The organism is Siminovitchia fortis, assembly GCF_003605365.2.
GTDB lineage: Bacteria > Bacillota > Bacilli > Bacillales > Bacillaceae_C > Siminovitchia > Siminovitchia fortis.
Window position 1 is genome coordinate 88,287 of sequence record NZ_QYTU02000007.1, and the last position, 11,513, is coordinate 99,799.

18 protein-coding genes are annotated in these 11,513 nt (G+C 42.6%); 9 read left to right on the plus strand and 9 right to left on the minus strand.

Annotated elements, in window-relative coordinates:
• Positions 1-13 precede the first annotated feature (13 nt).
• On the minus strand, positions 14-331 hold the full coding sequence (locus tag D4N35_RS05390) for an ArsR/SmtB family transcription factor (protein ID WP_120071191.1): 318 nt from the start codon (positions 329-331) through the stop codon (positions 14-16).
• A gap of 263 nt (positions 332-594) precedes the next feature.
• Between D4N35_RS05390 and fdxA the strand changes: the two genes are divergently transcribed.
• The 4 genes from fdxA (at position 595) to D4N35_RS05410 (ending at position 2,026) form a co-directional block, all read left to right on the plus strand.
• Positions 595-834: a 4Fe-4S ferredoxin gene (gene fdxA, locus D4N35_RS05395; RefSeq protein ID WP_120071193.1), complete on the plus strand. Its 240-nt coding sequence runs from the start codon at positions 595-597 to the stop codon at positions 832-834.
• A 156-nt stretch (positions 835-990) separates the two neighbouring features.
• Entirely contained in the window at positions 991-1,377 is a 387-nt protein-coding gene (locus D4N35_RS05400; protein ID WP_120071195.1) for a DUF1259 domain-containing protein, read from the plus strand.
• 181 nt (positions 1,378-1,558) lie between these two features.
• On the plus strand, positions 1,559-1,744 hold the full coding sequence (locus tag D4N35_RS05405; protein ID WP_120071197.1) for a hypothetical protein: 186 nt from the start codon (positions 1,559-1,561) through the stop codon (positions 1,742-1,744).
• A gap of 156 nt (positions 1,745-1,900) precedes the next feature.
• Positions 1,901-2,026 carry a YjcZ family sporulation protein gene (locus D4N35_RS05410; RefSeq protein ID WP_120071199.1) on the plus strand — a complete coding sequence of 42 codons (126 nt, stop codon included), beginning with the start codon at positions 1,901-1,903 and terminating at the stop codon, positions 2,024-2,026.
• Positions 2,027-2,146: 120 nt separating this feature from the next.
• On the opposite strand, the gene D4N35_RS05415 is transcribed toward D4N35_RS05410, so the two are convergent.
• Positions 2,147-3,196: a beta-carotene 15,15'-monooxygenase gene (locus D4N35_RS05415; RefSeq protein WP_120071202.1), complete on the minus strand. Its 1,050-nt coding sequence runs from the start codon at positions 3,194-3,196 to the stop codon at positions 2,147-2,149.
• A 91-nt stretch (positions 3,197-3,287) separates the two neighbouring features.
• Positions 3,288-3,995: a cytochrome c biogenesis CcdA family protein gene (locus tag D4N35_RS05420; protein ID WP_120071204.1), complete on the minus strand. Its 708-nt coding sequence runs from the start codon at positions 3,993-3,995 to the stop codon at positions 3,288-3,290.
• A gap of 179 nt (positions 3,996-4,174) precedes the next feature.
• Here D4N35_RS05420 and D4N35_RS05425 point away from each other — a divergent pair, with 179 nt between their 5' ends.
• On the plus strand, positions 4,175-5,152 hold the full coding sequence (locus D4N35_RS05425) for a DUF4003 family protein (RefSeq protein WP_120071206.1): 978 nt from the start codon (positions 4,175-4,177) through the stop codon (positions 5,150-5,152).
• A 116-nt stretch (positions 5,153-5,268) separates the two neighbouring features.
• Here D4N35_RS05425 and D4N35_RS05430 read toward each other — a convergent pair whose 3' ends face one another.
• The gene (locus D4N35_RS05430) at positions 5,269-5,595 is read right to left on the minus strand and encodes a four-helix bundle copper-binding protein (RefSeq protein WP_208646272.1); all 327 of its coding nucleotides are present in this window, start codon (positions 5,593-5,595) and stop codon (positions 5,269-5,271) included.
• Positions 5,596-5,733: 138 nt separating this feature from the next.
• Between D4N35_RS05430 and D4N35_RS05435 the strand changes: the two genes are divergently transcribed.
• Positions 5,734-6,471: an ABC transporter ATP-binding protein gene (locus D4N35_RS05435; protein ID WP_120071210.1), complete on the plus strand. Its 738-nt coding sequence runs from the start codon at positions 5,734-5,736 to the stop codon at positions 6,469-6,471.
• Complete coding sequence (locus D4N35_RS05440; protein WP_120071212.1) at positions 6,468-7,223, plus strand: ABC transporter permease; 756 nt, start codon at positions 6,468-6,470, stop codon at positions 7,221-7,223. The genes D4N35_RS05435 and D4N35_RS05440 overlap by 4 nt, the downstream gene beginning before the upstream one ends.
• Positions 7,224-7,458: 235 nt before the next feature.
• On the opposite strand, the gene D4N35_RS05445 is transcribed toward D4N35_RS05440, so the two are convergent.
• From D4N35_RS05445 to D4N35_RS05460, 5 genes are all read right to left on the minus strand, one after another.
• On the minus strand, positions 7,459-7,860 hold the full coding sequence (locus D4N35_RS05445; protein ID WP_120071214.1) for a hypothetical protein: 402 nt from the start codon (positions 7,858-7,860) through the stop codon (positions 7,459-7,461).
• A complete protein-coding gene (locus tag D4N35_RS05450; RefSeq protein WP_120071216.1) occupies positions 7,860-8,195 on the minus strand; it encodes an RpnC/YadD family protein in 336 nt (111 codons plus the stop codon). The genes D4N35_RS05445 and D4N35_RS05450 overlap by 1 nt, the downstream gene beginning before the upstream one ends.
• A gap of 234 nt (positions 8,196-8,429) precedes the next feature.
• Complete coding sequence (locus tag D4N35_RS18060) at positions 8,430-8,573, minus strand: hypothetical protein (RefSeq protein WP_164876292.1); 144 nt, start codon at positions 8,571-8,573, stop codon at positions 8,430-8,432.
• A gap of 277 nt (positions 8,574-8,850) precedes the next feature.
• On the minus strand, positions 8,851-9,720 hold the full coding sequence (locus tag D4N35_RS05455) for a cation diffusion facilitator family transporter (RefSeq protein WP_120071218.1): 870 nt from the start codon (positions 9,718-9,720) through the stop codon (positions 8,851-8,853).
• A gap of 184 nt (positions 9,721-9,904) precedes the next feature.
• Complete coding sequence (locus D4N35_RS05460) at positions 9,905-10,153, minus strand: hypothetical protein (protein ID WP_120071220.1); 249 nt, start codon at positions 10,151-10,153, stop codon at positions 9,905-9,907.
• Between the two features lie 352 nt (positions 10,154-10,505).
• On the opposite strand from D4N35_RS05460, the gene D4N35_RS05465 reads away from it, so the two are divergent.
• On the plus strand, positions 10,506-10,904 hold the full coding sequence (locus D4N35_RS05465) for a MarR family winged helix-turn-helix transcriptional regulator (RefSeq protein WP_120071222.1): 399 nt from the start codon (positions 10,506-10,508) through the stop codon (positions 10,902-10,904).
• Positions 10,904-11,245, plus strand: coding sequence for a DUF3147 family protein (locus tag D4N35_RS05470; RefSeq protein ID WP_120071225.1), 342 nt, complete (start codon positions 10,904-10,906; stop codon positions 11,243-11,245). The genes D4N35_RS05465 and D4N35_RS05470 overlap by 1 nt, the downstream gene beginning before the upstream one ends.
• Positions 11,246-11,513: the final 268 nt, after the last annotated feature.

Here is an 11,513-nt window from a genome sequence, read left to right on the forward strand (position 1 = left end):
CCATCCGAGATGCTCAATGCTTTGCGTGATTGATTGTCTGCTCCAGTATATTCATGACATGTTCATCATCATGGGAATAATAAATGCTCGTACCTTCCCTTCTATATTTCACAAGCCGCAAATTTTTCAACGTCCGAAGCTGGTGAGAGACCGTAGACTGCTGCAAACTCAAGCTTTCAGCAATTTCGCTTACCGAAAATTCCCGTTCTGACAGCAGATGCAAAATCCGGATCCTTGTCGGATCCCCCAACGCTTTGAAAATTTGCGAAACAGTCAATAATGTTTCTTCATCCAATTCACCAGGATAGTCATTTTTCAAATCATTATCCATAGGTTTTTCCCACTTCCGTTCTTTATATGATCATATGCTCATGTATTAATTTTAATGTATGGAATAACTCAGCATTTGTCAAGCGAAAGCACCCAATCTGCTCCCTCTTTCATAAAATTCCCATCGAATACTTTGTGGCAATCGGTCTTGATACATTGAAACTGATGTCCATCTCTGCTATATTAGCAGTAGTTTGATTTTTAACTGAAGTATTGGCGCATATGCCTATATTTTTTCATACATTAGTAAAGGGTGGTTATTAAATGGCTTATGTAATTACAGCTCCTTGTATCGGTGAAAAATTCGGCGAATGTGTCGATGTATGTCCTGTGGATTGTATCGAAGAAGGAGAAGAAATGTTCTTCATTGATCCGGACATTTGCATTGACTGCGGCGCGTGCCAGGCCGTTTGTCCTGTAGAAGCAATCTACCATGAAGAAGAATTGCTTCCGGAGGATAATATATACATGGAAAAAGCGAAGGAGTTTTACGCTAACAGATAATATTCCAATAAAAATCAGGGGACGAAAGTGACAATCACTTTTCGCCCCTGTTTTTTGTTTCAATCATCCAACTTGCTTCTCTATTAGTTTGAAATCTATACAAGCTCTTCCTCCTTCGCATATAATGCAGCAACAAATCGAAGGGAGGAAGAAAAGATGTCAACTTGTCAGCGCTTGGCGGATATTATCGGCGGAGAGGTCATCACAGCAGCACCGGTCTGCGTCGTACAAAGGCTAAGAAACATTAACGCCTCCATTTTGAATCGAAAGACACGATCACCATTAGCACTTCCCTTTGCACTCTCTTTTGAAAATAACCAGGGCGGACAGACTTTGAATCTTGGTGAAACGGTCATCCTTCAAAGCGAAATCAACAGATTTATGACAGCCTTGAGAAAAAGAGGATTGATTGTAACAGCCGTTCACAACCACTGGTTGTTTGACCGGCCCCGTTTGATGTACATGCACTGGGAAAATGTCGGCAATCCTTTCCAGTTTACCCGCAAAAGCTTTGATGCAGCACTAGAAGCAGGTTTGTTTTAACAATGAAAATATCAGCAGTCTCCTGTTCGGAAGCTGCCTTCTCAGCCTGAGCATGTTAATGGAAGCGTCCAATTGTTCGGGCGTTTTTTTGTTGAGTAATTTTTTTCTTCCGCCTATACACAAAAAAACCATCTGAATAGAATAAAAAAGAATCACCCAGCTGGCAGAGAGGAGGATAGCGATGTCTAAAGAAAAAAAAGAAAAGGTCATTAAGGTAGAGAATTTGGTGATCCATGCCCAAAATGTCGATTTCATTCGGGAGCGCCAAAGAGAAAGAGAGCCACTTGAAAGGGATCCATGGGAATTCCTTATGGGAAGACCGCGTCCGGTACCCGCACAGGAAGAGAGCAGCAGTGAAGCGGAGTAGTTCATTAGATACCCGTTAAAATAATCGCAGTAAAAAATGAAAAATGGGTGAATACCCTTCCACAAGCGGAACAAATGCATATTTTATGGTGAGGCCCAGCAAAGGTTGATCCTAAATGCCTTGCTTACGGGACATTGAGGGAAAGAGGTGAGTCATTTGTTTGGATATGGCGGCTTTGGCGGCTGCGGATATGGCGGCGGTTTTGGATACGGCGGCGGTTTTGCGCTGATCGTAGTACTGTTCATCCTGCTTATCATCATTGGAGCTGTATGCTTTTACTGATATTAAAAAATGATCATCCCGGTCAATCCATTAGATTGGCTGGGATGATTACGTTTATGGGAAAAACAGAGTGTGGTGTTTATCAAGGTACAGAGTGAGCTGAAATACGTTAACAGACAATCAGCGTTCTTTATCGAGCAGCGCACGGAACCGGTCCGGTTCATCCAGACGGATCGCCGTTTTCATGTAATTTTTCTTAAAGCCTAAAAATAGACTTGCGGCAAGAGGGCGTTTGAATTCGATGATGCAATGCGGCGGGAGTGTTTCAAAGTCCTTTGCGATGAACTCAATCGTCTCTTTGGAATTGATTTTCTCTTCCTCCGCTTCCCGGCCCCACTTTATCTCTTTGATTTCTTCCATCGGAATGACCATCCGTTTGGCGAGCCCAAGAGAAACATAAATCTTATCTTGCCGGACACACAGAGGGCTTAATCTTATTGCCTGAATATCCCCGATAAAAAATATGACGGTGTATATATTTAAAAGAAGCATGATTAACGAAACAATAACCGACTTTTCATGTATGAGCCAATGGATGGCCGCCGTTTCTATGATGATGGCATGGATGAGCATGATGTAAAATGCAATGAGGCTTGTTTTTTGATGCAGTGAAAAATAAGGTTCTCCTGCTGGCGCTTTCTTCTTCCAGGAAGCGAATGCATAATAGAACATCACAAACTCCGCGGCAAGAATTCGCAGAAGAATGTGATTTCCCACCCGCTTCTCCACAGCGGACGGAAGTGAAAACAATAGGCTTTCGTTATGTGATTTGATCCAGCGGATGATACCGGGCAGGCGCCAGACGAGTAATACAACCAAGCCCAGCTCAGCCAAAAGAATGAGAACCTCAACACCGATAGCTGCAAGCGGAACGTAAGTAAACGGCTCGAAATAAGCACTCGGAATAAGGAACCTTGCAAATACAAGTCCGGAAACCATCCAGCCAATGAATGATTTTACCGTAATCTTTTTCCCGCGCTTCAAAAACAAAATAAGGAGCGGTGCCACGACGGCCAAGTCAATCAATGAGCCGACGACAACCCAATTTGCATCAGCGGGGAGAACGAGCGGGCTCAGAGGTGAGCGGTACAATAACGTGTTGGAGCCAAGAACGAGAAAAAGCAAAAACAGCAGAAAATAAAATCGGCGGTCTCTCTGAATAGCAGTCATCAGAAGCACCCCTTTTTCTTTTATCGTACCATAGAAAAAGCCCCGCACGTTTGCGGGACTTGCTTTAAATATTGGAAAATTCGTGACTTATTTAAAACCCTTTAAAATCGCCGAATAAAGGTTGCAAAATCGAGATAATCAGTTGCATCCAATCAAAAAACAACAAAATTCCTATGATAATCATCAAGTAACCGCCAATCTTCATAAAGCGCTGCCCGTTTTTCTTCAGGAACGTCATTTTGTCCAAGAATAAGGACATCAGGAGAAATGGAATGGAAAAGCCAAGCACATAGGCTCCCATGTAAATGAGTCCCTTTCCAGGATTCTGAGCGACCATCGTGGCCACCCCCACTAAAATAGGTCCTGTGCACGGGGTCCAGCCAGCGGCAAACGCAATTCCAATCAGGACAGATCCCAAATAACCTGTCGGCCTGCTTTGAAACTGAATCTTCTTTTCCATATTCAAAAAATTAAAACCTAAGATACCCGTCAATACCAATCCGAAAAATACCAATACGATGGCCCCTACTTGTCTAAGAAGGTCTTGATACTTGAGAAAAATCTCTTCAAAGATAGTGGACGTTAAACCCAGGGCCAAAAAGATGATGGAAAACCCAACTAAAAACAGGATCGTATGTATAAAGGCTTTCTTTCTAAATATCCCCCGCTCTTCCTTCATCTCATTCACAGTCATTCCAGTGATGTAAGACAGGAATGCCGGATATAAAGGAAGCGCACAAGGCGATATGAAAGATAAAAACCCCGCTCCAAAAGCAAGAAATATGTTTATTTGCTGCATTTTTTGATCACCAGCCTCATTTTATATCATATACATCCACCTTATCAAAAACAATCGGCTTGATTGTGAAAGAACTGTGCCATTTTACCGAATATATGGACGCAAACAAAAAAATGAAACATTTATTTTGTGAAAGCCGTATGAAAAGATAAAGGCAAGTTCAGGAAGGGGGCATTGACGTGCAGCAATACATAAACAAGTATATTGAAGTCTATGAGGAACTCAGGAAAAAGATGAAGTGGAAAGTGACGGATAATAAAATATTAATGACGATTGCATCCTTTTATGCAATGAATCAAAAACCGTTTGAAATGGAGTCTTATCTGATGATTGCGGAGGGAATCAAAAAACAGGCCGGCATTTTCTCTTCCATCAGATCGGAATCCCGTTATATCGCCGCGGCCATGCTGGATGTCGGCTTCGAACATCCCGAAAAGCAAATCCCTGCATTGTTCGCCGCCTACGATGAATTGACCGGCGCTAAATTCAGAAAAGGAATATTTACTTATATCGCTGCTTCTGTATTAATCAAAAATTCCGGGTCTGACCAAAACGATTATCGTCCAGTCATTACAAGAGCAAAAGAAATATACGACGGTATGAAAAAAGAACATCTCTTTTTAACATCCACTGAAGATTACCCCCTTGCAATGCTGCTCGCCGCGAGAGGAGCAGATGATGTCATTGAACGCAACGAGCGCTTTTACGATGACCTGAACCGGAACGGTTTTAGAAAAGGGAACCATTTGCAAATGTTGAGCCATATATTGACGCTCGATGAAGTGGAGAGCCCCGAAGTGTTGGTAAACCGGGCGATTCAAGTGTTTGATAAATTCAAAGAGGCCGGTATGAAACAAAAAACGCTAAATTACCCGGTCATGGGAATGCTCGCCATGATCCCCCCTGCGGAATTGAATATGCAGGAAGTTTATCAGGCATACGTACACCTGAATCAGACAAAGCAATTCAAGTGGCAAAAGGATTTGAACGCAACCCTTGCCGCCAGCTTTTATGTCAAAGACAAATTGGAACAGTCCGCTTTGATAGAAACGAGCCTGTATACAACGATCGAAACCATTCTGCAGGCGCAGCAAGCGACCATGACAGCGTCTATAGCAGCATCTGCAGCCGCTACGAGCTCAGGGTCGGGGAATTGATAACAGGGCCATGGAACTCATGGCCCATCAATTTTTTGAAAAGGCGGTGATGAAAAAGCATGCCGCCATCGCAACAAAAAGAAAGCCTAAACAGCCCACAGGCTGTTTTAAGCTTTCTACGCCGCCATGCTTCTGCAGATCTCTGCACATTTTAAGCAGGCTTCAGCACATTTTTGGCAATGATCGTGGTCGTGCTTTTTACACTCATTGCCGCACGCTTCGCAAATGTCCGCACATAATTGGCAAATCTTCTTGACAAACGGGCTGTCTGCCTGCATCGCTTTGGCGGCAAATGCGCACATATCGGCGCACTCACGATCAAGACGGATACATTCCGCCATCATTTGAACATCCGTTTCTTTCAAGCAGGCATCAAAGCAATGATTACAGGCTTCCATACATTCCAGACAAGCCTTTATACATTCTTCATAAGCCGCATTCATCATAATCCCTCCCTTGTGAAATTATTTATTAAATTTCCCTTGAAAAAGTCCAATTAAACGACAACAAATTTTCAAACTATGTTTCCACTTTTGTACTATAATGTTCATTGAACAAATCACAAAGGAAGTGTATCAGCGATTACAACTGATTTACAATACAAACCTGCTATCCATTTCAGCGGTGTTGATTATTCAATTGACGAAACGACCATTTTAAAAGGGGTGACCGGCTCTTTTCCGGATGGAAAAATCACAACATTGGCCGGACCTTCCGGGGCCGGGAAAACAACCTTGCTCAAGTTATGCAATGGTCTCATTTCACCAACTAGAGGCGACATTTATATTCACGGCAGGCATATCCGTGAATATGAACCTGTGGAATTACGCCGCACGGTCGGCATTGCCCTGCAAAACGCACCGATGGTAAAGGGCAGTGTTTACCGCAATTTGTCTCTGCCATTGGAGCTTGCCGGAAAAAAGCTCACCAAGGAGGAAGCCGTTACATTTCTGGAAGATGTCGGTTTGGAAGAGTCATTTTTACAAAGGGACAGCAAAGAGCTGTCAGGCGGACAAAAACAGAAAGTGTCCATTGCCAGGACGCTTGTAAACCGCCCGCGCATATTATTGCTTGATGAAATCACCGCTTCGCTGGACCAGACTTCATCCAAGGAGATTGAACAGCTCATTGTAAAAATCAACCAGCGCTACAATGTCACAATGGTGTGGATTACACACAATCTTGAACAAGCCCGGACAATCGGTCATTACACATGGGTGATGATTAAAGGCAAAGTGGCAGAAACAGGAGAAAGCAGCCTGCTCGAATCACCAAAAACTGATGAAGTAAGGCGCTTCGTCGAGGGGGGATTTGCATGAGTTTTACAGCATTGGCAATGACGCTTATATTCGTCCTCCTTCCGCTTATATTATCGAAAACGCTCAGCCTTGGACTTGAAAAAGACACAATCATCGCTACTGTAAGGTCCATCATCCAACTGATGATTGTCGGGTATATTTTAAAATTCGTCTTTGAGGCGGAGCATCCCGTCTATATTTTGCTGATGGTCCTGCTAATGATTGGAGCAGCTGTCGAAAACGTCCGTAAAAAAGGATTGTTTATCAAAGGAATTACATGGAAAGTGGGAGCGACCATCATCTTTATCGAGATTCTCACGCAGGGAATTTTGATCGGGCTGAACATCACGCCTCCAACCGCACAATACATCATTCCAATCAGCGGGATGGTCATTGGAAACGCAATGGTTCTGTCCATTTTGTTTTTGAACCGTTTCACGGCAGAAATAGAAGCACACGAAGATGAAACGGAACTGATCCTTTCACTCGGCGGAACTCCGAAGCAGGCGATTCATACACAATTGATCTCGTCCATTAAGGCAAGCATGATCCCGACAATCGAAAGCCAGAAAACAATGGGGCTTGTCCAATTGCCGGGCATGATGAGCGGGCAGATCATTGCAGGCGCAGATCCAATCCAGGCCGTCATGTTCCAACTGCTGATCGTGTTTCTATTATTGACAACCGCAGCCATATCAAGCGTCATGCTCGGATTTCTATCATATCCATCTCTTTTTAACGAGCGTATACAGATCATTCATTTGAAAAAATAATCGATATGGCGGGAGGGATTATTTCAATTGTGGGACAGATACTTATGCCGCCGCCATTTTTGCAGCCAATATCGGATATTTTCATTACAATTGGAGGCGACCAGTCACGGGGAGTCTTTCGATTGAGATGATTAAACAAACTATCCAACAATATTCAAATCAAAAGGCTGCCTAGTAAAAATTAGAGGAAACTGGCTTTCCGGGCAGCCTTATTGCAATGGGCATATCGTTTCCTTTATGGCTTTCTTTCCTTAAGCCCTTTTATCTCCTGGATTGAGAAACCTGTAATTTCTGCCACATCTTCTATCGAATGTCCTTTTTCCAGGAGCCTGAATGCAATTTCAGTCTTTCCCTCTTTTATTCCTTCTTTAATTCCTTCTTTTATTCCCTCTTTTAATCCTTCTTTCTTCCCTTCCTTCTTCCCTTCTTCCAAATAATACCTTGCAAACGATGTATCCTTTAAAGACAACCCCATCATTACTGCCTCCTTTTCCAAAATTGGTTTCATGTCCCTGATTAATCGCGAGTCCGCATCCTCCGGCAGACGAAGAATATGGTCGATGAATACAAACAGCTTCTGAATATATTTTCTCTTCATCTCTTTGCTTATCATTTTATCCTGGAAAAGCAATCTCATCAATTTCCGCTTGTATTGGTACTTAATATCAACATCTTTTTTACTTTTATGACATATAGTCCGGCCAAAACAGCCAACGCAAAGGGATTTTGTGATTCTATAAGTGTGGATTCCGACTGGGAAGCAATTCGGTAGGTGTTATAATGGTAGGTCAGTTCTGTGCCTAAAAATTCATAGTGGAATTGATTGGCGTTGTACTTGGCGTCTTCGCTTGTAAACAAGGCAAGCGCATAGATCCTTTGATCAAACAGATCCAAAATCCGGTAAAAGGACTGGAACATCCGCTTTGGAAAAACCTTTTCGTGATCGCCCTGCACTTCGATATGGACGTACACCCATTGTTCGCTCCCATTTTTTAATTGAAGCTTAACGAGTTTGTCGGCGACACGCTTGTTGCTCTCGGATTCGGGTAAAATCGTTTGAAGCTGGCTAGCTCCAGGCTCCAGCGACTAGCAGACTTCACTCCTCCTCCTACGATAAGTCAACATCGGCTCCTTCGTCGCCGTGTTTCCTTTATCTCGTCGGAGTCGCTCCAGTCTGTACGTCGCTAAACGTCGCCCTGCGCTTTTCTATTCTTGTTCGAGGAACTCAGGTGGGGTGGCAAAGTCTACAAGCTCAAACAGCTCAGGTGAGAAAAACAGGAGAAACTCTTCAAACAGTTCGGTAATCACATCCTTCCACAAATGGTCATAATTTGGATGCTGAACCTTCAATAACATCATCACCTTTCTTACATATTTAGGTGATATTATTCGCTAAAGTTTGCTATAATCCTTCTTTTATTTCATAATTCCGTGTGAAAAGAGGAAGTTTCCCCCGGCCTTTAGACAATCATAAAACTTTTTCGCAGATTGGTTTAAACATCAAATTGAGCGGTTTAATAACACAATTCTGTGCCTAAACCCCACCAAGACCAGTAAACCTTATTTTTTAATCAGAGGGCTGTCTACGACATTGATGAAACTGAAGAATTTTGACAGGCTTTGCCCATCAATTCGGCTCCACATGGACATGCACATCAAACACTCGATATTCTTCCATTAAAACCTCTTCTACGCGATCCGATATCTGATGGGCGGCCTGGATACCCAGCGTGGAATTTACTAGGATGACAACATCGACCACGGAATTGCTCCCATATCTTCTTGCCCTGATATCCTTGATGCCTTTCACTCCGGATATACCCAGAATCGACTCCTTATAAAGTGCCAACTTTTCTTCATCATAACCGTCAGTCAGATCGAGAGATGATTCCCTAAATATACCCCACGCCGTTTTGCATATAAGTATGCCTACTATTACTGCTGTCACCGGATCCAGCCAAGGAAGGCCAAATTGGGAACCAGCGATACCAACCGCCGCCCCGATGCTCACCCATGCGTCGGACAGGTTATCTTTAGCCGCCGCCGTTACAGCCTGGCTATTAATTTTTCTGCCCAAACTCCGATTATATCTGTAAACCAGGTACATGACTCCCGCGGAAAAAATAGCGGTCAACGCGGAGATCATATCAGGAGACTCTTGTTCTGCTTCAAAGACGGATAACACAGCTTCATACAATACCTGAAGACCGACAGCCATCATGATGAAGGATGCAACCAAAGCTGCAATCGTTTCGGCTTTCCAATGGCCGTATGGATGATTTTTATCTGCCGGTTTTTGTGAAAACCTGAGACCGATCAGAACAGCGATCGAAGCCACAATATCAGTTGCATTGTTCATGCCGTCCGCCTTTAAGGCTGCTGAATTTGTCATGTCGGCAATCACCAGTTTCAAAGCCGATAAAAATATATAGGCAAAAATGCTGAGAATCGCTCCGCGTTCCCCCATTTTCAGATCATTGACCTTTGATTGTACCATTGATGTCCCTCCACTAAGCTCTGTACATCCATGATATCAATCCAAAGGCGAGTGGGTCTACAGCAACCTTGTTGGGAGAAGCCTTCATTGTAAGGAGGTGGAAAGAGTGTTTGCCGGAGGCAAACTTTTTTTAAAAATTAAAAGCCGGCAGAAATCATTTCCAGCCGGCCTTGTTCACTTAACCTTATGGTTCACTAATTCCCATTGCTGTCCACAGGAGAAGGGCAAAAACAATTACACAGCCATTAAGGATGAGGCCTGCTGTAATGGACCAAGCTTTCCTGGACATGATGGCAAAAATGACCCCAATGATCGAAAGCGAACCAAATAGGATTACCCCTAAAGTCAAATTTGCATTGGGGCCTCTTAAAATAAAAAACAACGCAACATTGATGGCAACCATCAGTAATGATAATAATCCAAACTTATTCATCAAATACTCTCCTTGTCTGCTGCTCCGGCAAAATCCGGAGCCGTCCTAATAAAGATGGTATTGGCATCTCCCTCCTCGGTTATGTCCGTAAAAATGTGAAAAAAATTTCCGGCAGCACTGTCGCATTTATCTTTAAACTCCCGAACAGTGCTCCGGCCCTGTTTTCCGTTTTACCGTAAGAGGGCATTTCCAATTGTTTATCACTTAATCTTACAATCTTTTAAATGATTTATGAAGTGTTGCGCATTGCGTATTCGTTTTCTTTTTAACAGAACTCTCAACACATTCGTTGAATGTGTATCGTGTAATACGATATAATCAAATTAACCGATGTATTTGGAGGGTTTATTAAATGATTCAAGAAATTAATCAATACTATACTGATATTTATTTCAATCTGCATCAATCACAAGAGGAAAGCATTTCACATCAAAGTGTCCGTATTTTACAAATGGTTCAAAAAAGAAAATATGTCATGATCCGTGATATTGCCGAGCGATTATCAGTTTCACACAACACAGCTTCCGAACATGTGAAAAAATTAGTGGATAAAGGATGGGTGTATAAAGAAAGGTCTGAAGAGGATCAACGCAAAGTGTATTTACATTTAACAGATGCCGGTTCAACGATTTTAAAAAAGAATACAGAGTTAGATGAAGAAAAGCTGCAGGCTGCACTTGATAGATTAACAATCAATGAAAGAAAACAGGTAGTTAAAGCATTGGAGCTATTAAGCGAGGCATCAAAATAATGTATTTGTTCATAAAAATTATCAGTTCCGCAGCCATTATCGGCCTTGTCACTGAATTAGCCAGGCGATTCCCCTTATACGGAGGCATCATAGCTGCCCTGCCGTTAATCAGTATTTTAAGTATTATATGGCTGACCATTCAAGGTGAATCCACTCAGAGTATCGCCCGGTTTACCGTTGGGGTTCTAGCTGGTTTTCCGGCGGCCGCTGCCATGCTGCTGGCGGTTTACATAGGAATAAAACATTCCGTTCATTTAGCAATAGCGATTTTATTTGGAATCGTTGTTTGGGGCTTATTTTTGACCGTTCAAAAATTTATAATGAGCGGATTTGTATCATAGATTTGAAACGGTTTTGAGTTTATTATTTAGAAAAAGTGTATCAGAGATGTCTTGATAATAATTATCCAATCGTAGTTGATGTGGAAAAATATCCTTGGGATATGAGGGGAGGTTTAAGATTGTAGATCCGAATGGATATTTTCTCAGAATTACTTCGAATAACTGTACATTGGATGCTGCGCAATAAGGAGTAAAACTAAAGAGCCTAACGAGTGGTATATTGTTGTTGGCCGCAATGAAAAAAAGTCTTTCTACAACTTCAAAAGAA